The organism is Streptomyces sp. NPDC005863 (assembly GCF_042871345.1).
Classification (GTDB): Bacteria; Actinomycetota; Actinomycetes; order Streptomycetales; family Streptomycetaceae; genus Streptomyces.
This window is the reverse complement of the sequence record NZ_JBIAII010000009.1, coordinates 168,742-188,312: the sequence shown is the minus strand read 5'-3', so window position 1 is coordinate 188,312 and position 19,571 is coordinate 168,742. Positions and strand designations below refer to the sequence as shown.

At 71.9% G+C, this 19,571-nt stretch carries 16 protein-coding genes; 14 read left to right on the top strand and 2 right to left on the bottom strand.

What is annotated here, in order from left to right; translation table 11 throughout:
• Positions 1-57: 57 nt before the first annotated feature.
• From ACFYO9_RS28300 to ACFYO9_RS28290, 3 genes are all read left to right on the top strand, one after another.
• Entirely contained in the window at positions 58-630 is a 573-nt protein-coding gene (locus ACFYO9_RS28300; RefSeq protein ID WP_355819072.1) for an HIT domain-containing protein, read from the top strand.
• A 101-nt stretch (positions 631-731) separates the two neighbouring features.
• Positions 732-2,174, top strand: a complete 1,443-nt coding sequence (locus ACFYO9_RS28295; protein WP_358778762.1) for a helix-turn-helix transcriptional regulator — start codon at positions 732-734, stop codon at positions 2,172-2,174.
• Positions 2,175-2,392: 218 nt separating this feature from the next.
• Entirely contained in the window at positions 2,393-5,581 is a 3,189-nt protein-coding gene (locus ACFYO9_RS28290; RefSeq protein WP_358778761.1) for a M20/M25/M40 family metallo-hydrolase, read from the top strand.
• Between the two features lie 110 nt (positions 5,582-5,691).
• On the opposite strand, the gene ACFYO9_RS28285 is transcribed toward ACFYO9_RS28290, so the two are convergent.
• Complete coding sequence (locus ACFYO9_RS28285; protein ID WP_355819110.1) at positions 5,692-7,359, bottom strand: hypothetical protein; 1,668 nt, start codon at positions 7,357-7,359, stop codon at positions 5,692-5,694.
• Between the two features lie 181 nt (positions 7,360-7,540).
• Complete coding sequence (locus ACFYO9_RS28280; RefSeq protein ID WP_358778760.1) at positions 7,541-9,748, bottom strand: elongation factor G-like protein EF-G2; 2,208 nt, start codon at positions 9,746-9,748, stop codon at positions 7,541-7,543.
• Positions 9,749-10,007: 259 nt separating this feature from the next.
• Here ACFYO9_RS28280 and pgsA point away from each other — a divergent pair, with 259 nt between their 5' ends.
• From pgsA to yajC, 11 genes are all read left to right on the top strand, one after another.
• Positions 10,008-10,679: a phosphatidylinositol phosphate synthase gene (pgsA, locus tag ACFYO9_RS28275; RefSeq protein ID WP_358778759.1), complete on the top strand. Its 672-nt coding sequence runs from the start codon at positions 10,008-10,010 to the stop codon at positions 10,677-10,679.
• Positions 10,676-11,596 (top strand): phosphatidylinositol mannoside acyltransferase, encoded by a 921-nt coding sequence (locus tag ACFYO9_RS28270; RefSeq protein WP_358778758.1) that lies wholly within the window; start codon positions 10,676-10,678, stop codon positions 11,594-11,596. The genes pgsA and ACFYO9_RS28270 overlap by 4 nt, the downstream gene beginning before the upstream one ends.
• Positions 11,593-12,756 (top strand): glycosyltransferase family 4 protein, encoded by a 1,164-nt coding sequence (locus ACFYO9_RS28265; protein WP_355819054.1) that lies wholly within the window; start codon positions 11,593-11,595, stop codon positions 12,754-12,756. Before ACFYO9_RS28270 ends, ACFYO9_RS28265 begins: the two co-directional genes overlap by 4 nt.
• A 372-nt stretch (positions 12,757-13,128) precedes the next feature.
• Positions 13,129-13,674 carry a hypothetical protein gene (locus ACFYO9_RS28260; protein WP_355819051.1) on the top strand — a complete coding sequence of 182 codons (546 nt, stop codon included), beginning with the start codon at positions 13,129-13,131 and terminating at the stop codon, positions 13,672-13,674.
• A gap of 154 nt (positions 13,675-13,828) precedes the next feature.
• Positions 13,829-14,743, top strand: coding sequence for a pyridoxal 5'-phosphate synthase lyase subunit PdxS (gene pdxS / locus ACFYO9_RS28255; RefSeq protein ID WP_355819049.1), 915 nt, complete (start codon positions 13,829-13,831; stop codon positions 14,741-14,743).
• Positions 14,743-15,375, top strand: coding sequence for a pyridoxal 5'-phosphate synthase glutaminase subunit PdxT (pdxT, locus tag ACFYO9_RS28250; RefSeq protein ID WP_358778757.1), 633 nt, complete (start codon positions 14,743-14,745; stop codon positions 15,373-15,375). The genes pdxS and pdxT overlap by 1 nt, the downstream gene beginning before the upstream one ends.
• Positions 15,376-15,455: 80 nt before the next feature.
• Positions 15,456-16,208: a YebC/PmpR family DNA-binding transcriptional regulator gene (locus tag ACFYO9_RS28245; RefSeq protein ID WP_358709597.1), complete on the top strand. Its 753-nt coding sequence runs from the start codon at positions 15,456-15,458 to the stop codon at positions 16,206-16,208.
• 135 nt (positions 16,209-16,343) lie between these two features.
• On the top strand, positions 16,344-16,973 hold the full coding sequence (ruvC, locus tag ACFYO9_RS28240; RefSeq protein WP_358778756.1) for a crossover junction endodeoxyribonuclease RuvC: 630 nt from the start codon (positions 16,344-16,346) through the stop codon (positions 16,971-16,973).
• Positions 16,970-17,581 (top strand): Holliday junction branch migration protein RuvA, encoded by a 612-nt coding sequence (ruvA, locus tag ACFYO9_RS28235; protein ID WP_358778755.1) that lies wholly within the window; start codon positions 16,970-16,972, stop codon positions 17,579-17,581. The genes ruvC and ruvA overlap by 4 nt, the downstream gene beginning before the upstream one ends.
• A 216-nt stretch (positions 17,582-17,797) precedes the next feature.
• Positions 17,798-18,895: a Holliday junction branch migration DNA helicase RuvB gene (ruvB, locus tag ACFYO9_RS28230; protein WP_355819034.1), complete on the top strand. Its 1,098-nt coding sequence runs from the start codon at positions 17,798-17,800 to the stop codon at positions 18,893-18,895.
• Positions 18,896-19,091: 196 nt separating this feature from the next.
• A complete protein-coding gene (gene yajC, locus ACFYO9_RS28225) occupies positions 19,092-19,553 on the top strand; it encodes a preprotein translocase subunit YajC (RefSeq protein ID WP_355819031.1) in 462 nt (153 codons plus the stop codon).
• Positions 19,554-19,571 lie beyond the last annotated feature (18 nt).

Genomic DNA, 19,571 nt, shown 5'->3' with positions numbered 1-19,571 from the left:
CACGGTGACACCGCGATGAGCTCGGGCCCCGGGGACCTCTCCCCGGGGCCAAGTCATATGCTTCACCTCATGACGAGTGAGCCGGAGCAGCAGATCGGAGTCGGCACGCAGGACGCGTTCCAGCGCCTGTGGACGCCCCACCGGATGGCGTACATCCAGGGCGAGAACAAGCCCACGGGCCCAGGGGCCGACGACGGCTGTCCGTTCTGCTCCATCCCGGCCAAGTCCGACGAGGACGGCCTGGTGATCGCGCGCGGCGAGCAGGTGTACGCGGTGCTCAACCTCTACCCGTACAACGGCGGCCACCTCATGGTGGTGCCCTACCGGCACGTCGCCGACTACACCGACCTGTCCGCCGCCGAGACCGCCGAGCTGGGCGAGCTGACCAAGCAGGCCATGACGGCGCTGCGCACCGCGTCCGGCGCGCACGGCTTCAACATCGGCATGAACCAGGGAGCCGTGGCGGGCGCGGGCATCGCCGCGCACCTGCACCAGCACATCGTGCCGCGCTGGGGCGGCGACACGAACTTCATGCCGGTCGTCGGCCACACCAAGGTGCTGCCGCAGCTGCTCGGCGACACCCGGAAGATGCTCGCGGACGCCTGGCCGACCGCCGCCGACCAGCAGTGACGGCGTTGTATTGCACCAACCCCCCTGGGCGATAGGAGGGTTGGAGGCGGAGACCTCTCCTGCCACGCTCCTTCCAGGGAGCGCCCGGTCCGGGAGGGGTCATGTCCGTCGGCACGGCAGAGGCGGTCGCGCCGGGGTGGGCGGAGTTCGGGCGGTGCTTGCGCTTCCACCGGCGCCGGGCCGGGCTCACCCAGCTGCAGCTGGGTGGGCGGGTGGGCTACCACCACAGCTTCATCAGCAGGCTGGAGGGCGGGCTGCGGGAGCCGCCGTTCGACCTCGTGGACCGGCTCGACGCGGTCCTGGGGACGGGCGGCGGACTCGCCGCGACCCTCGCTGCCCGGACCCCGTCGCAGGCCGTCCCCGGCCCGCGCCTCACGCCCACGCTGTTCGCCCCGATCCCCGGGGCGGACGCCCCCGGCAACGAGGCCCCCGGCGACGAGGCGTCGCCGGCCGCGCAGCCCTGGCCCGCGCGGCTGCCCGCCGAGGGGCTCGCCTGCCCGCTGCACGGCAGGGTGGGCTGTACGACGCCCGACCGGAGCTCGGTGGCGGAGCTGCTGACCGGACTGAACGGGCTGACCGGGTCGTACGAGCGCGTCGGCGGGGCGGACGGTCCGGGCGGCGCCGAGGCGGAGCTGCTGCACGGTCTGACCGCCGCGCTGGCCTGTCTGATCCGCGAGGCGTTCGCCCACGTCACCGACGCCGGTGCGCACACCGTGGAACGGCTGCTGCGGGGCGTGGTCCGCTGGGCCGACGCGGTCAACGCCACGGGCCGGCTGCCGTACGGCCAGCTGCGGCTCGCCGCGCAGTACGCCCAGGTCGCCGGGCGGCTGCGGATGGAGCGCGGACAGAGCGGTGTCGCCATGGCCTGGCTCGGGCACGGCCTGCGGTGGGCGGACGCCGCGCAGGACGCCGAGGCCCGCGCGACCCTCCTCAGCGACATGTCCACCCTGGTCCGGCTCGACGGGGACGCCGCGTCGATGCTCGGGTACGCGCAGGCCATCGGGGCGGTGGACGCCAAGCGGCGCTGGATGACGACGCTGGCCGACCTGTATCAGGCCCGTGCGTACGCGCTGAGCCACGACGCCGACGCCTGCCGGCGGCACATCGCCATGGCCCGGCGCAGATTCGCCCGCCTCGACGACCGGGACCGCCTCGAAGCGCCCTGGCTCTCCGGCGCGGAGGGCGTGCTGCGGCTGGAGTCGGCGATCGGCGGGGCGCTGCGGGACCTCGCGGCGGCGACGGGGGAGCGGGCGGTGGCCCGGCGCGCGATCGAGGCCACGGCCCGCTCGTACGCGCTGCTTCCGCCCGTCATGCGCTCCACGCGGCTGCTCCTCACCCTGCGCCTCGCGGACAGCTGGGCGTGTGCGGGGGATCCGGTCGCGGCGGTCACCCTGGCGCACCCCGTGGTCGAAGAGGCGGTGCGCGCACGGGAGTTGATGATCGCGGTCGAGCTGCGCGGTCTGCACGACCGGCTGGCCGGGCGCTGGGGCGATCTGCCGGAGGTGCGGGAGTACCGGGAGCGGGTGCACGGCGCCTCGGAGTGAGGCGTGGCGGTGCCGGCGCGCTTGCCAGTTCTTGACAGGGCGGGCCGACGGTCCGGAATCCGTTGACCGGGGGCCGGGCCGGTGTGAGGGTTCCGCCAGCCATGAGGGTGTCATGTCACCGCCAGTCCGGGACCTGAGTCGCGGGCACGACCGTACGGCCTGACGCGCACGTGCTCCCCCTGGCCCGACGGAGCCAACACCTCTCACAAGGAGCCGTGATGCTCAGACGAACCGCAGCGGCCGGGATAACCCTGGCCCTGGCACTCGCGGGGGTGACGGTACCGGTCACCCTCGCCTCGGCGGCCGGGACCGCGCCCGCCGCGGGCAAGCCGGACCCCCTCGCCAGAGCCGTCGCCGCCGCCGACAAGGCGGTGCGCAGCGGTCTCGACTCGCTCGCCAAGGGGCCCGAGGAGCAGTACGACCGGAACCGGGTCACCCCCTGGGCCAAGGGCCTCTACTCGGTCGCGTACGAACGCACCTACCGCGGATTACCGGTGGTCGGCGGCGACGCGGTGGTCCTCGCCGACGGCGCGGGCAAGGTGCGGTCCGTGCAGTCCGCGACCGACGCCACGATCTCGGTCACCACCAAGGCGCAGGTGAGCGCCGCGCAGGCGGTCCGCACGAGCCGTACGAAGCTGGCCTCGGTCAAGAAGGTCGACTCCAAGCGCCTGGTGGTCCGCGTCAAGAAGGACGCGCCCACGCTCGCCTGGGAGACCCGGCTGACCGGCCGCACCCGGGCGGGCGAGCCCAGCAAGCTGCACGTGTTCGTCGACGCGCGCACCGGCAAGGTCATCGACACCTACGACGACGTGCGCTCGGGCAGCGGCCACAGCAAGTGGAACGGCCCCAACCCTTTGACCATCGACACCTCCAGGTCCGGCAACAACTACGTGCTGCGCGACACCACACGGCCCGGCCTGCAGTGCTCCAGCTACCAGGGCGGAGTCTTCACCAAGGCGACCGACGACTGGGGCACCGGCGACCCCAGCAGCCGCGAGACCGGCTGCGTCGACGTGATGTTCGCCGCGCAGAAGCAGTCGAACATGCTCAAGGAGTGGCTCGGCCGCAACGGTCACAACGGCAACGGCGGCAGCTGGCCCGTGAGCGTCGGCCTCAACGACCTCAACGCCTACTGGGACGGCTCCTCCGTCACCATCGGCCACAACAGCGCCAACCAGTGGATCGCCGGAGTGGACGTCGTCGCCCACGAGTTCGGCCACGGCCTGGACTCCTTCACCCCCGGCGGCGCGAACCACGAGAGCGGCCTGGGCGAGGCGACCGGCGACATCATGGGCGCCCTGACCGAGGCGTACATCAACGAGCCCGCCCCGTACGACACCCCCGACTACACCGTCGGCGAGATGATCAACCTCCAGGGGCGCGGCCCGATCCGGAACATGTACGACCCGAGCCGGGTCAACAACGACCCCAACTGTTACTCCGCCTCGATCCCGAACACCGAGGAGCACAAGGCGGCAGGGCCCATGAACCACTGGTTCTATCTGCTCGCCGAGGGGTCGAACCCCGGCGGCGGCAAGCCCTCCAGCCCCACCTGCAACAACCAGCAGGTGACCGGCGTGGGCGCCAAGAACGCCGGCAAGGTCTTCTACGGCGCCATGCTGCTCAAGACCAGCGGCATGACGTACAAGCGCTACCGCACCGCCACGCTGACCTCGGCGAAGAGCCTGGACGCGAGCTGCGACCTGTTCAACGCCACCAAGGCCGCCTGGGACGCCATCAGCGTCCCCGCGCAGAGCGGTGACCCGAGCTGCTCCGGGCAGCAGAACGACTTCTCCCTCGGCCTCAGCCCGGCCTCGGGCCAGGTCGACGCGGGCTCCTCGGCCACCGCCACGGTCACCACCACGACCGTCACCGGCAGCGCCCAGCAGGTCGCGCTGACCGCCGCGGGCGCGCCGACCGGCGTGAACGTCTCGTTCGACCCCGGCACCGTCACCTCCGGCGCCAGCTCCACGATGAAGGTCAGCACCACGGCGTCCACCACGCCCGGCACCTATCCGATCACCGTCACGGGCACCGCGGGCACCAAAACGCACACCGTCCAGTACACGCTGACCGTCGGTGGCGGCGGCAACCCGACGCCTCCGCCGGACATCGACGTGGAGAAGGTGCGGGCGCACCTCACGCAGTTCAACACCATCGCCTCGCAGAACGGCGGCAACCGCCGCGCCGCCGGCGCCGGTTACCGGGCGTCCCTCGCATACGTCAAGGGCAAGCTGGAGGCCGCCGGGTACCAGGTCACCGAGCAGAGCTGCGCCTCCGGCTGCTCCGCGGGCGCGGGCAACAACCTGATCGCCGAGTGGCCGCAGGGTGACGCGAACAACGTCCGCATGTTCGGCGCGCACCTCGACGGCGTCGCCGCCGGGCCCGGCATCAACGACAACGGCTCCGGATCCGCCACGATCCTGGAGGCCGCGCTGACCCTGGCGCAGAACAACCCGGCCATGAAGAACCGCGTCCGCTTCGCCTGGTGGACCGACGAGGAGCAGGGCCTGAACGGCTCGGACTACTACGCCGGTTCGCTCTCGGCCACCGAACGCGCCAAGATCAAGGCGTACTACAACTTCGACATGGTGGGCTCCAGCAACGCCGGGTACTTCATCAACAACCTGACCTCCGCGGCCTCGGTGCCCCTGCGGGACTACTGGAACTCCCTCAACCTCGCACCCCAGGAGAACGTCGAGGGACAGGGCCGCTCCGACGACGCCTCCTTCCAGCGCGTCGGCATTCCCACCTCCGGCTACGCCACCGGCGCCTCGGCCGTGAAGTCGGCGGCGGAGGCCGCGAAGTGGGGCGGCACCGCGGGCCGTTCGTACGACGCGTGCTACCACTCCGCCTGCGACACCACCGCCAACGTCAGCGCCACCTCGCTCGACCGCAGCGCGGACGGCGTCGCGTACGCGCTGTGGAAGACGGCCGTCGGCGACAAGCCCGCACCGACGGACGACTTCTCGCTCTCCGCCGACCCGGCCTCGGGCACGGTCGAGCCCGGCTCCGCCGCGAAGGTCACCCTGGCCACCGCCACGACCAGTGGTACGGCGCAGAAGGTGGGGCTCACGGCCTCCGGCGCCCCGGCCGGCGTGAGCGTCTCCATCAGCCCGGATTCGGTGCTCTCGGGCGAGTCCGCGACGGCCACCGTCGAGGTCGGATCCGGCACCGCGCCGGGCACCTACACGCTGACCTTCACCGGCAACGGGCAGGTCAGCCACACCACCACGTACACGCTCACCGTGCCGGGCGGCGGCGAGACCACCTGGCAGCTCGGTGCCACCTACGCGGCGGGGGACGTGGTCAGCTACGAGGGCGTCCGCTACCGCTGCATCCAGGGCCACACCGCGTACCCGGGCTGGGAGCCGCCGAACGTGCCCGCCCTGTGGCAGGCCATCTGATCGCGGGCCCGCACCGGTAGCCGTGGCAGGGGCTGCCGGTGCGGTACCCGGGGCGGTGGGCCGCACCTGGTCCACCGCCCTTCGCCGCGCACAGCGGCGCCGGGCCCGCGTCAGGCGTCGTACACGTCCGCCTTCCGCGGCATCGGGTCCTGGATCGCCCCGCTGAGGAAGCCGGAACGGGCGCCGAACTTCTCGGTGTTCACGCCGTTCTCGTCGAGCACCTTGATCGCGGCCGAGTGCACCACGCGCAGCACCGGGGTGGCGGCGCGCAGCGCGTCGTCGGCCATGAAGCGGTGCCGCCACGGCTTGTCCGCCCAGGCGTGCCGCAGCCCGAAGGGCTCGGGCAGGACCAGCCGGCCGCCGAGGTAGTCGAGCAGCGGCGGATACCAGGTGAGGGGGGCGCGGACCGCGAGCCGCACCACCTCGTCCGCGTCGATGAGCGGCAGATTGCGGTCGGTGGTCTCCCAGAACTTGATCGGCTTGGCGACCGTCTTCGTCTTGGGGGAGGGCTTGGTGGTGAACAGCGAGTGCACCGGGCCGAGGGCGTGGCCGGTGACCTCGATGCGCAGCGTCTCGTGCAGCACGGTCACCGTGATCAGCATGGTGATGACCAACTGGCCGTCCCAGAGCGTGAACTGCACGCCCAGATAGTGGCGGTTGCCGCTGCCGAACTGCTGTTCGTTGCAGATGCGCTGTATCTCGTGGCCGCGGATCTGGAAGGCCTCCACGTCCGTGCCGGTGGGGCGGGCCACCGCCTTGGCGTTCTCCCCGATGGGGGAGACGATCCAGTGCTTTATGTCCGGGGTGGGGAAGCCGCCGGTGTGCAGCGGGCCACGCTCCAGCATGCGCAGCTGGTCGTGCACCGCGCGTATGACATCCCAGCTGCGGAAGGGGTGGATCTCCTTGTCCGGGTCGGCAGGCACCAGCTCCTCGGCCAGCTGCCAGCTGCCCCAGCGCGTGCCCATGCCCAATATGCCCTTGGGCCCCGCGTAGAACACGGAGTTGCTCTGCTGCTCCGCGGAGAGCCTGGCCAGGCCCTGGCGGAGCCGCTCGGCGGCCGTCTCGCCGGGGCTGCCGGGCACCGCCTCGGGGATCTTGGCGCCGATGCCGCCGCCCGCCAGCAGGCTCGACCAGCGCTCCCGCAGGTCCCGGGCGGTGCGCTCGGCGATCTGCTTGGACCAGAACCAGCCCACCACCGGCAGCACGATCGCCGCGCGCAGATACCAGGCCCAGAAGCCGCCGAACGGCAGCTTCAGCAGCGCGAGCGCGGCCAGCACGCCCACCGCGACCAGCACCGCCGTGGCGAGCGCGCCCGCGCGCTTGTCGTCGCTCTTGGCGACCTGCCGCCTGATGGTGAAGACGACCAGCCACAGCAGCAGCCCCGGCAGGAAGAGCACCCCGCACAGCACCATCACGGCGGTCAGCCAGCTGTCGCGCTCCTTGCGGATACGGCTCGCCGCAAGGCAGTGCTCGACGACGACCTGCGGTTCCGTCCCGAACGACTGGATCAGCGGACCGCGGCCGCCGCCCAGCATCCGCACCTGCACGGTGCGCGCGAAGGCCTCGCCGAGATTCGGCTTGAACAGCGACCAGAGGCCGGGCTTCACCTCGGACTTGTGCCACTCGGTGTTGGCCGCGAGGATGCCGTCCACGTCGCCGTCGCGGTACGCGGCCGAGGCCAGGGCCTGGGTCGCCGCCGTCTGCCCAGCGGTGCCCGAGAGCGGAACCTGGGCCCCGGGCCTGAAGTCGAATACATCGTCCGCCACTGCCGCCCCCATCGCCGCGACGCCTTCGCTGCTGCGGCTCTTCCCGACTTCCCTGTCCGGCACACCTGTTGCCGACCGGCACATCCGTTGATCAGGTCATCAGCGTATCCGGGCGCACCGACATCCGTCAGGGGGCGGCCGAATGCCGCCCCCCGTCGCGCAGGGGGCGGGCGGATCCGCGCCGAGGTGTCAACTACGGGGTGCGCTGCGCCTGTTCACGGATCTTCTCGGAGAGCTGAGCGGGCATCGGCTCGTGCCGTGCGTACGTACGGCTGAAGCGCGCGGTGCCCTGCGACAGGGAGCGCAGATCCACCGCGTACCGGCCGATCTCGATCTCGGGGACCTCGGCCCGCACCAGGGTCCGCCCACCGGGCGCCTGCTCGGTGCCGACCACCCGGCCGCGGCGGCCCGACAGATCGCTCAGCACCGCGCCGACATGGTCGTCGCCGACGAGCACCCGCACCTCGGCGACCGGTTCGAGCAGATGGATCCGCGCTCCGGACGCGGCCTCGCGCAGCGCCAGCGCGCCCGCCGTCTGGAACGCGGCGTCGGAGGAGTCCACCGAGTGTGCCTTGCCGTCGAGCAGCGTGATCCGCACGTCGATCAGCGCGTACCCGGCGGCGACGCCCTTGGCGGCCTGGGCGCGCACGCCCTTCTCGACGGACGGGATGAACTGCCGCGGGACGGCGCCGCCGACGACCTTGTCGACGAACTCGATGCCGCTGCCGCCGGGCAGCGGCTCGACCTCGATCTCGCAGATCGCGTACTGGCCGTGCCCGCCGGACTGCTTCACATGACGGCCCCGGCCACCGGACCGGCCCGCGAACGTCTCGCGCAGGGACACCTTGTGCGCCACCACGTCGACCTGTACGCCGTACCGGCTGCGCAGCCGCTCCAGGGCGACGTCCGCGTGCGCCTCGCCGAGGCACCACAGGACCACCTGGTGGGTGTCCTGGTTCTGTTCGAGCCGCATCGTCGGGTCCTCGGCGACGAGCCGCGACAGGCCCTGCGACAGCTTGTCCTCGTCGGCCTTGCTGTGGGCCTGGATGGCCAGCGGAAGCAGCGGGTCGGGCATGTCCCAGGGCTCCATCAGGAGCGGGTCGTCCTTGCCGGAGAGGGTGTCGCCGGTCTCCGCGCGGGTCAGCTTGGCCACGCACGCCAGGTCGCCCGCGACACAGTGGGTGAGCACGCGCTGCTGCTTGCCGAAGGGGGAGGAGAGCGCGCCGACCCGCTCGTCGACGTCGTGGTCCTCGTGGCCCCGGTCGGCCAGGCCGTGCCCGGATACGTGGACGGTCTCGTCGGGGCGCAGGGTGCCGGAGAAGACCCGGATGAGCGAGATCCGGCCGACGTACGGGTCGGACGCGGTCTTCACGACCTCGGCCGCCAGGGGGCCTTGCGGGTCGCAGCTCAGCGCGGGCCTGGGCTTGCCGTCCGGGGTGGTCACGGCAGGCGCCGGATGTTCGAGCGGGGTCGGGAAGCCCCCGGTGATCAGCTCAAGGAGCTCGACGGTGCCGATGCCCTGGCGGGCACCCTCGGCGGCGGGGGCCGCGGCGAGCACCGGATGGAAGATGCCGCGGGCCACGGCCCGCTCCAAGTCCTCCACGAGGGTCGTGAAGTCGATGTCCTCGCCGCCGAGATAACGGTCCATGAGGGACTCGTCCTCGCTCTCGGCGATGATCCCCTCGATCAGTTTGTTGCGCGCCTCTTCGATCAGCGGCAGCTGGTCCTCGCCCGGCTCGGACTCCTTGCGCTCCCCGGAGGCGTAGTCGAAGACCCGCTGCGACAGCAGCCCGATCAGGCCGGTCACCGGGGCGTGGCCGTCCGGCCCCTGCTCGCCGTGGAGCGGCAGATACAGCGGCAGCACGGCGTCGGGGTCGTCCGCGCCGAACGCCTGCGCGCAGGTGCGGGTCATCGCGGTGAAGTCGGCGCGGGCCGACTCCAGGTGAGTGATCACGATGGCCCGCGGCATGCCGACCGCCGCGCACTCCTCCCACACCATGCGGGTCGCGCCGGTGATGCCCTCGGCGCCCTCCGCCGCCGAGACGACGAAGAGGGCCGCGTCCGCCGCGCGCAGACCGGCCCTCAGCTCCCCGACGAAGTCGGCGTATCCAGGTGTGTCCAACAGGTTGATCTTGTGCTCGCCCCAGGTGACGGGGGTCAGGGACAGCTGCACCGAACGCTGCTGGCGGTGCTCGATCTCGTCGTGGTCGGAGAGGGCCGTGCCGTCCTCGACGCGGCCCGCCCGGTTCACCGCCCCCGCGGTGAGCGCGAGGGCCTCCACCAGAGTCGTCTTGCCCGAACCGCTGTGGCCGACCAGCACCACATTCCGTAGGGACGCGGGGTGGTCGGCCGATGCCGCCCTGCCGGCGGCTCCGGGGTGTGCGTTCGCCTTGTCGCCCATGCCTTGCCTCCCGGTCACGTGCACGGTGAGGAGGCTCAGCCCCCTCGGGGATGCTGGCTGCTCGCGGACGCGCGGGGGCCGAGTGCGGGGCGGCACCGGGCGGCGCCCGTCATGCAGTCGAGCTTTCCACTCGGGTCACTGTGCGTCCATACGTCGTACGCGATCGTGAGGGGGCGAGCCGGGCGGTCAGGGGCGTGACTACGATGGGTCGGCCGGTGGCCAACGGGGCCGCACGGCGCACCGAACCCTCGGGAAGGCCATGCTGAACAAGTACGCGCGTGCATTCTTCACGCGTGTCCTCACGCCGTTCGCCGCGTTTCTCATCCGCCGCGGGGTCAGCCCCGACGCGGTCACCTTCATCGGCACGGCCGGTGTGGTGGCGGGAGCGCTGGTCTTCTTCCCCCGGGGAGAGTTCTTCTGGGGCACGATCGTCATCACGCTGTTCGTGTTCTCGGACCTGGTGGACGGCAACATGGCCCGCCAACTGGGCCGTTCCAGCCGCTGGGGCGCCTTCCTGGACTCCACGCTCGACCGGGTGGCCGACAGCGCGATCTTCGGGGGCCTCGCCCTCTGGTACGCCGGATCCGGCGACGACAACATCCTCTGCGCCGTCTCCATCTTCTGTCTGGCGAGCGGTCAGGTCGTCTCGTACACGAAGGCGCGCGGCGAGGCCATCGGCCTGCCCGTCGCCGTCAACGGCCTGGTGGAGCGCGCCGAGCGACTGGTGATCTCGCTGGTCGCCGCGGGCCTCGCGGGCCTGCACAAGTTCGGTGTGCCCGGCATCCAGATCCTGCTGCCCATCGCCCTGTGGTTCGTCGCGGCCGGCAGCATGGTGACCCTCGTCCAGCGCGTCGTGACCGTGCGCCGGGAGTCCGCCGAGGCGGACGCCGCCGCGGCCACCGGGGCGCAGGAGAGTGAGACCGCGCAGTGAAGGACCGACTCACCGACGCGCTGTACGGCCTCGGCTGGAGCACCGTCAAGAAGCTGCCGGAGCCGGTCGCCGAGCGCCTGGGCCGCACCATCGCCGACACCGCGTGGAAGCGCCGCGGCAAGGGCGTGCTGCGCCTGGAGTCCAACCTCGCGCGCGTGGTGCCCGACGCGAGCCCGCAGCGCCTCGCGGAACTCTCCAAGGCGGGCATGCGCTCCTACCTGCGGTACTGGATGGAGTCCTTCCGGCTGCCCTCCTGGAGCAGGGAGCGCGTCAGGGACGGCTTCGACGCCAAGGACGTCCACCACCTCACCGACGGCCTCGCCGCCGGCAAGGGCGTGATCCTCGCGCTGCCGCACCTCGGCAACTGGGACCTCGCGGGCGCCTGGGTCACCACGAAGCTGGAGACCCCCTTCACCACCGTCGCCGAGCGCCTCAAGCCCGAGACGCTGTACGACCGCTTCGTCGCCTACCGCGAGAGCCTCGGCATGGAGGTGCTCCCGCACGAGGGCGGCGCCGCCTTCGGCACGCTGGCGCGGCGGCTGCGCGCGGGCGGCCTGGTCTGTCTGGTCTCGGACCGGGACCTGTCGTCCTCCGGCGTCGAGGTCAAGTTCTTCGGGGACACCGCGCGGATGCCCGCCGGCCCCGCCCTGCTCGCCCAGCAGACCGGCGCGCTGCTGCTCCCCGTCACTCTGTGGTACGACGATTCCCCCGTCATGAAGGGCCGCGTCCACCCGCCCGTCGAGGTCCCCGAGACAGGCAACCGGGTCGAAAAGACGTCCGTCATGACACAGGCGCTGGCCGACGCCTTCGCCACCGGTATCGCCGACCACCCGGAGGACTGGCACATGCTGCAGCGTCTGTGGCTCGACGACCTGGAACCCCGCGCCGGGACGGACCGGGCGGGGGAGTCCCGTTGAGGATCGGCATCGTCTGCCCGTACTCCTGGGACGTGCCGGGCGGCGTCCAGTTCCACATCCGCGATCTGGCGGAGCACCTCATCCGCCTCGGGCACGAGGTCTCCGTCCTCGCCCCGGCCGACGACGAGACCCCGCTGCCGTCGTACGTGGTGTCGGCGGGACGCGCCGTTCCCGTCCCCTACAACGGCTCCGTGGCCCGCCTCAACTTCGGCTTCCTGTCGGCCGCGCGGGTGCGGCGCTGGCTGCACGACGGCACCTTCGACGTCATCCACATCCACGAGCCCGCCTCGCCCTCCCTCGGCCTGCTCACCTGCTGGGCGGCGCAGGGCCCGATCGTCGCGACGTTCCACACGTCCAACCCGCGCTCGCGGGCGATGATCGCCGCGTACCCGATCCTGCAGCCCGCCCTGGAGAAGATCAGCGCGCGCATCGCGGTCAGCGAGTACGCCCGCCGTACCCTCGTCGAACACCTGGGCGGCGACGCGGTCGTCATCCCCAACGGCGTCGACGTCGACTTCTTCGCCGACGCCGAGCCGAGGCCCGAGTGGCAGGGGGAGACGATCGGCTTCATCGGCCGCATCGACGAGCCCCGCAAGGGCCTGCCGGTCCTCATGAGGGCCCTCCCGCAGATCTTCGCCGAGCGCCCCGACGCCCGCCTGCTCGTGGCGGGCCGCGGCGACGAGGAGGAGGCGGTCGCCTCACTCCCCGCCGAACTCCGCTCCCGGGTCGAGTTCCTCGGCATGGTCAGCGACGAGGACAAGGCGCGGCTGCTGCGCAGCGTCGACCTGTACGTGGCCCCGAACACCGGCGGCGAGAGCTTCGGCATCATCCTGGTCGAGGCGATGTCCGCGGGCGCACCGGTGCTCGCCAGCGACCTGGACGCCTTCGCCCAGGTCCTCGACCAGGGCGCGGCGGGCGACCTCTTCACCAACGAGGACGCGGAGTCCCTGGCCAAGTCCGCGATCCGCCTCCTGTCCGACCCCGAACGCCGAGAGGGCCTACGCAAAAGAGGCAGCGCCCACGTGCGCCGCTTCGACTGGACGACGGTGGGCGCGGACATCCTCGCGGTCTACGAAACGGTGACGGACGGCGCGGCTTCGGTGGCGGAGGACGACAGGGTGGGCCTGCGGGCGAGGTTCGGGCTGGCGCAGCGGGGCTGAGGGGGCTTCGACGGTCGCCTTGGTTTTACAGCCCGTCCGGCGCTTGAGGACGAGCGCGAAGCGCGACCCGCGGTACGGGAACGGGTGGGCGCACCATGTCAGCCCGTCCGGCGCTTGAGGACGAGCGCGGAGCGCGACTGCGGTGCTGAGGTGCGGGGCACGTTTTTCAGCCCGTCCGGCGTTTGAGGACGAGCGCGGAGCGCGATGGGCGGTACGGGAACGGGTGGGCGCACCATGTCAGCCCGTCCGGCGCTTGAGGACACGCGCGGAGCGCGTACAGGGGGCCCGGGGGCGACGCCCCCGCAGGCGGCACGGTGGACCACCGCGCCCCGAGACCGTCCAAGGCGCCCTCGCCCGTTAACCTTGCCGCCCGTGACCTCGACACTGATCTGGATCGCCGCCGCCCTCTTCGCGATCGGCCTCTACCTGAGCTGGACCGCCGGCCGGCTCGACCGCCTGCACGCCCGCATCGACGCGGCCCGCGCCGCCCTCGACGCGCAACTGCTGCGCCGCGCCTCGGTCGCCCAGGAGCTGGCCACCTCCGGAGTCCTCGACCCCGCGGCGTCCATCGTGCTCTACGAGGCGGCGCACGCGGCCCGGCAGTCCGAGGAGGAGCACCGCGAGGTCGCCGAGAGCGAGCTCAGCCAGGCGCTGCGGGCCATCTTCGGCGAGGTCCAGCAGGTCGAAGCCGTACGTGAGGCGCCGGGCGGCGACGAGGCGGCCACCGAGCTCGCCGCGGCCGTACGCAGGGTCCCGATGGCTCGCCGCTTCCACAACGACGCCGTACGCGCCGCCCGCGCCCTGCGCCGCCACCGCACGGTGCGCTGGTTCCGGCTGGCCGGCCACGCACCGTTCCCGCTGGCCTTCGAGATGGACGACGAACCCCCGGTGGCCCTGGCCGACCGCGCCGGCGGCTGACCCGGCGGCCCCCACCCGTACCCCCTCCACGCCCCTGACCTGCCACATCACGAAAAAATGAGCCACCGGTGCCCCATTGGCCCTTGCTGTGGCCTGGTGGCCGGGCGTTTCCTCGTAGACGTAGCAGCCGTCTCCGTCGAGTGAGGTCAACCCCGTGTCCAGCACCCCCGCCAGCAGCAACCAGACGCCCGAGACCGGCACCGCACGCGTGAAGCGCGGCATGGCCGAGCAGCTCAAGGGCGGCGTGATCATGGACGTCGTCAACGCCGAGCAGGCGAAGATAGCCGAGGACGCCGGCGCGGTGGCCGTCATGGCGCTGGAGCGGGTGCCCGCCGACATCCGCAAGGACGGCGGCGTGGCCCGGATGTCCGACCCGAACATGATCGAAGAGATCATCGAGGCCGTCTCGATCCCGGTCATGGCCAAGTCCCGCATCGGCCACTTCGTCGAGGCCCAGGTCCTGCAGTCCCTCGGCGTCGACTACATCGACGAGTCCGAGGTCCTCACCCCGGCCGACGAGGTCAACCACAGCGACAAGTTCGCCTTCACGACCCCGTTCGTGTGCGGCGCCACCAACCTGGGCGAGGCCCTGCGCCGCATCGCCGAGGGCGCGGCCATGATCCGCTCCAAGGGCGAGGCCGGCACCGGCAACGTCGTCGAGGCCGTCCGCCACCTGCGCCAGATCAAGAACGAGATCGCCCGCCTGCGCGGCTACGACAACAACGAGCTGTACGCCGCCGCCAAGGAGCTGCGCGCCCCCTACGAGCTGGTCAAGGAGACCGCCGAGCTCGGCAAGCTCCCGGTGGTCCTCTTCTCCGCCGGTGGCGTCGCCACCCCCGCCGACGCCGCCCTGATGCGCCAGCTCGGCGCCGAGGGCGTCTTCGTCGGCTCCGGCATCTTCAAGTCCGGCGACCCGGCCGCCCGCGCCGCCGCCATCGTGAAGGCCACCACCTTCTTCGACGACCCGAAGGTCATCGCGGACGCCTCCCGCAACCTCGGCGAGGCCATGGTCGGCATCAACTGCGACACCCTGCCCGAGGCCGAGCGCTACGCGAACCGGGGCTGGTGATGACCGCTCCCGGAACCACTCCCGTCGTGGGCGTCCTCGCCCTCCAGGGAGACGTACGGGAGCACCTGATCGCCCTGGCCTCGGCGGACGCCGTGGCCAGGCCGGTCCGGCGCCCCGAGGAGCTCGCCGAGGTCGACGGCCTGGTCATCCCCGGCGGCGAGTCCACCACCATCTCCAAACTGGCCACCCTCTTCGGTCTGATGGAGCCCCTTCGCGCGCGCGTGCGTGACGGCATGCCGGTCTACGGCAGCTGCGCCGGCATGATCATGCTCGCCGACAGGATCCTCGACCCGCGCTCGGGCCAGGAGACGGTGGGCGGCATCGACATGATCGTGCGGCGCAACGCCTTCGGGCGACAGAACGAGTCCTTCGAGGCGGCCGTCGATGTCGTGGGCGTCGAGGGTGCCCCGGTGGAGGGCGTCTTCATCCGCGCGCCCTGGGTCGAGTCGGTCGGCGCCCGGGTCGAGGTGCTCGCCGAGCACGAGGGCCACATCGTCGCCGTCCGCCAGGGCAACGCGCTCGCCACCTCGTTCCACCCCGAACTGACGGGTGACCATCGCGTCCACGCCCTGTTCGTGGAGATGGCGCGGACGGAGACGGCGAGGGGCAACCCGCGAGCGGGATCCTTGTAGGATCTCCGGGGACCGTCCCAGGGCCTTAAGGTCTGGGAGAGTTCCTACCGGTTGTTGGGTAACGCGAAGGAGACAGGCAGATGTCCGGCCACTCTAAATGGGCTACGACGAAGCACAAGAAGGCCGTGATCGACGCCAAGCGCGGCAAGCTCTTCGCGAAGATGATCAAGAACATCGAGGTCGCGGCCCGCACCGGCGGCGCCGACATCTCGGGTAACCCGACCCTCTTCGACGCCATCCAGAAGGCGAAGAAGAGCTCGGTCCCGAACAAGAACATCGACTCCGCGGTCAAGCGCGGCGCCGGTCTCGAGGCCGGTGGCGCCGACTACGAGACGATCATGTACGAGGGTTACGGCCCGAACGGCGTCGCGGTGCTCATCGAGTGCCTCACCGACAACCGCAACCGTGCCGCGTCCGACGTCCGCGTCGCCATGACCCGCAACGGCGGCTCGATGGCCGACCCGGGCTCCGTCTCGTACCTGTTCCACCGCAAGGGCGTCGTGATCGTGCCCAAGGGCGAGCTGGGCGAGGACGACGTGCTCGGCGCCGTCCTGGACGCGGGCGCCGAAGAGGTCAACGACCTCGGCGACACCTTCGAGGTGCTCAGCGAGGCCACCGACCTGGTCGCGGTCCGCACCGCCCTCCAGGACGCCGGCATCGACTACGACTCGGCCGACGCCAACTTCGTCCCGACCATGCAGGTCGAGCTGGACGAGGACGGCGCCCGCAAGATCTTCAAGCTGATCGACGCCCTGGAGGACAGCGACGACGTGCAGAACGTCTTCGCCAACTTCGACGTCTCCGACGAGGTCATGGCGAAGGTCGACGCGTAACGCTGCCGCGAGCTGAGCGGTTTCGGCGGGCCGGATGGGACACACGTCCACCGGCCCGCCGCTGTTGTCAGTGGCGGCGGATAGCCTGGCACGAGGTCAAATGATCGTCGCCGCGAAGAGGGGGGTGGGGCGCGCATGCGCGTACTGGGAGTGGACCCCGGACTGACCCGGTGCGGCGTCGGCGTCGTCGACGGAGTCGCGGGCCGGCCGCTGACGATGCGTGGCGTCGGTGTCGTGCGGACCCCGGCCGACGCGGATCTGGGGCACCGGCTGGTCGCCATCGAGCGCGGCATCGAGCAGTGGCTCGACGAGCACCGGCCCGAAGTCGTCGCCGTGGAGCGCGTGTTCAGCCAGCACAACGTCCGTACGGTGATGGGCACCGCCCAGGCCAGCGCCGTCGCCATGCTCTGCGCCTCGCGCCGCGGCATTCCCGTCGCCCTGCACACCCCCAGCGAGGTCAAGGCCGCCGTCACCGGCAGCGGCCGCGCGGACAAGGCCCAGGTGGGCGCGATGGTCACCCGCCTCCTGCGGCTCGACGCGCCGCCCAAGCCCGCCGACGCCGCGGACGCCCTGGCCCTGGCCATCTGCCACATCTGGCGCGCCCCCGCGCAGAGCCGCCTGCAGCAGGCGGTCGCCCAGAACCGCCTCCAGCAGGCCGTGGCCCGGCACGCCGCACAGACCGCGGGAACCACGCCCGCACCGAGCGCCCCCACCCGGAAGCCCAGGGCCACGACCCCGACAGCACAGAAAGGCCGTACCCCATGATCGCCTTCGTCAGCGGCCCGGTAGCCGCCCTCGCCCCCGATGCGGCGGTGCTCGAAGTGGGCGGCATCGGCATGGCCGTCCAGTGCACGCCGAACACGCTCTCCACCCTCCGCGTCGGCCGGCCCGCCAAGCTCGCCACCTCCCTGGTCGTCCGCGAGGACTCCCTGACGCTGTACGGCTTCGCGGACGACGACGAGCGCCAGACCTTCGAGCTGCTGCAGACCGCGAGCGGCGTCGGCCCGCGCCTGGCCCAGGCCATGCTCGCCGTGCACAGCCCGGACGCCCTGCGCCGCGCGGTCTCCACCGGTGACGAGAAGGCGCTCACCGCCGTCCCCGGCATCGGCAAGAAGGGCGCCCAGAAGCTCCTCCTGGAGTACAAGGACCGCCTCGGCGAGCCCCTCGGCACCGGCGGTCCCGCCATCGGCACCCCCGTCACCTCCGGCTGGCGCGAACAGCTGCACGCCGCCCTGATCGGCCTCGGGTACGCCACGCGCGAGGCCGACGAAGCCGTCGCCGCCGTCGCCCCGCAGGCCGAGGCCGCCGAGGGCGCCCCGCAGGTCGGCCAGCTCCTCAAGGCCGCGCTCCAGACCCTGAACCGCACCCGCTAGGGTCTTTCGTCTGGACCAGGCCGGATCAGGGAGCGGGGTCTGGTGCCGTGCATCGCAAGGCGGAGGAGGGCGACATGGCGGAGCCATGGCAACCGACGACAACGCGGCGAGGCGCGGTGCCGGGGCCCGCGAGCCCGGCCTGATCCAGACGAAAGGCCCTAGCCCCCGGGCACGCACACCCGCCGGCCCCTAGAACCGCATCGCGAGGCACACCGCATGAACTGGGACGACACGACCGATGACGCCGGCGCCACGGCCGACCGGCTCGTCGGGCCCGCCGCGGAGCGGCTGGTGGAATCCGTCGCCGACGGCGAGGACCAGGCGGTCGAGGCCGCCCTGCGCCCCAAGGACCTGGGCGAGTTCATCGGGCAGGAGAAGGTCCGCGAACAGCTCGACCTCGTCCTGCGCGCGGCCCGCGCACGCGGCGCCACCGCCGATCACGTGCTGCTCTCCGGCGCGCCCGGCCTCGGCAAGACGACCCTCTCGATGATCATCGCCGCCGAGATGGGCGCCCCGATCCGCATCACCAGCGGCCCCGCCATCCAGCACGCGGGCGACCTCGCCGCGATCCTCTCCTCCCTCCAGGAGGGCGAGGTCCTCTTCCTCGACGAGATCCACCGGATGTCGCGGCCCGCCGAGGAGATGCTCTACATGGCGATGGAGGACTTCCGCGTCGACGTCATCGTCGGCAAGGGCCCCGGCGCCACCGCCATCCCCCTGGAGCTGCCGCCCTTCACCCTGGTCGGCGCCACCACGCGCGCGGGCCTGCTGCCCCCGCCGCTGCGCGACCGCTTCGGCTTCACCGCCCACATGGAGTTCTACGAGCCGGCCGAGCTGGAGCGGGTCGTCCACCGCTCCGCCCAGCTGCTCGACGTGGAGATCGATGCCGACGGCGCCGCCGAGATCGCGGGCCGCTCGCGCGGCACGCCCCGTATCGCCAACCGTCTGCTGCGCCGCGTGCGGGACTACGCCCAGGTCAAGGCCGACGGATCGATCGACAGGGACATCGCGGGCGCGGCCCTCGCGGTCTACGAGGTCGACGGGCGCGGCCTCGACCGCCTCGACCGCGCCGTCCTTGAGGCCCTGCTCAAACTGTTCGGCGGTGGGCCCGTCGGCCTGTCGACGCTCGCGGTCGCGGTGGGGGAGGAGCGCGAGACGGTCGAGGAGGTGGCGGAGCCCTTCCTCGTACGGGAAGGACTGCTCGCCCGCACCCCGCGCGGCCGCGTCGGCACCCCCGCGGCGTGGGCGCACCTCGGCCTCGTCCCGCCGCGTCAGACGGGCGGAAAGGGACAACAGGACCTGTTCGGGACGTGATATGGACGGTAGGGCACCGCGGGCGAGGGGCAACGGCGCGGAGAGTCGCCCCCTCAGGAACTGCGGTGCCATGCTGAGCGTTGTTCGTTAGGTGCGGACTCGCTTAGACTCCGCCGATGCCGCCCTTGCGGGTGGCGTACCCACCCCCATCCCCATGGCCGCTTACCTGCGCGGTCTGCGAAGGAAACTCCGTCCCGTGAATATCGTGACCCTCCTCCCCTTCATCGTGCTCATCGGGGCCATGTTCCTGATGACCCGGTCTGCCAAGAAGAAGCAGCAGGCCGCCGCGCAGATGCGTAACGAAATGCATCCCGGCACCGGCATCCGCACGATCGGGGGCATGTACGCCACCGTCAAGGAGGTTCACGACGAAGCCGTCCTCCTTGAGGTGGCCCCCGGTGTCCACGCCGTTTACGCGAAGAACTCGATCGGTGCCGTCCTCGACGACGACGAATACAACCGCATCGTGCACGGCACCGAGGACGACCTGAAAGAGGACACCCCCGTCGTCCCGGACGACGCCTCTTCCCTGACCGAGACCGACGAGCCCGCCGGCGCTTCCGACGACTCGCCCATCGACCTCGGCAAGAAGGACGCGGCCGCCGGGGCCGACGACGCGGAGCCGAAGAAGACCGACGGCGAGTCCGACGCGAAGTAGTCACGACCGGGGCCCGTG

Excerpts from the sequence above, each read along its gene's own strand:
- ACFYO9_RS28285 (WP_355819110.1), bottom strand. The coding sequence starts at position 7,359 with ATGGGGGCGGCAGTGGCGGACGATGTATTCGACTTCAGGCCCGGGGCC.
- ACFYO9_RS28280 (WP_358778760.1), bottom strand. The coding sequence starts at position 9,748 with ATGGGCGACAAGGCGAACGCACACCCCGGAGCCGCCGGCAGGGCGGCA.
- ACFYO9_RS28245 (WP_358709597.1), top strand. The coding sequence starts at position 15,456 with ATGTCCGGCCACTCTAAATGGGCTACGACGAAGCACAAGAAGGCCGTG.
- ACFYO9_RS28295 (WP_358778762.1), top strand. The coding sequence starts at position 732 with ATGTCCGTCGGCACGGCAGAGGCGGTCGCGCCGGGGTGGGCGGAGTTC.
- ruvC (WP_358778756.1), top strand. The coding sequence starts at position 16,344 with ATGCGCGTACTGGGAGTGGACCCCGGACTGACCCGGTGCGGCGTCGGC.
- pgsA (WP_358778759.1), top strand. The coding sequence starts at position 10,008 with ATGCTGAACAAGTACGCGCGTGCATTCTTCACGCGTGTCCTCACGCCG.
- pdxT (WP_358778757.1), top strand. The coding sequence starts at position 14,743 with ATGACCGCTCCCGGAACCACTCCCGTCGTGGGCGTCCTCGCCCTCCAG.
- ACFYO9_RS28300 (WP_355819072.1), top strand. The coding sequence starts at position 58 with ATGCTTCACCTCATGACGAGTGAGCCGGAGCAGCAGATCGGAGTCGGC.
- ruvB (WP_355819034.1), top strand. The coding sequence starts at position 17,798 with ATGAACTGGGACGACACGACCGATGACGCCGGCGCCACGGCCGACCGG.
- ruvA (WP_358778755.1), top strand. The coding sequence starts at position 16,970 with ATGATCGCCTTCGTCAGCGGCCCGGTAGCCGCCCTCGCCCCCGATGCG.
- ACFYO9_RS28290 (WP_358778761.1), top strand. The coding sequence starts at position 2,393 with ATGCTCAGACGAACCGCAGCGGCCGGGATAACCCTGGCCCTGGCACTC.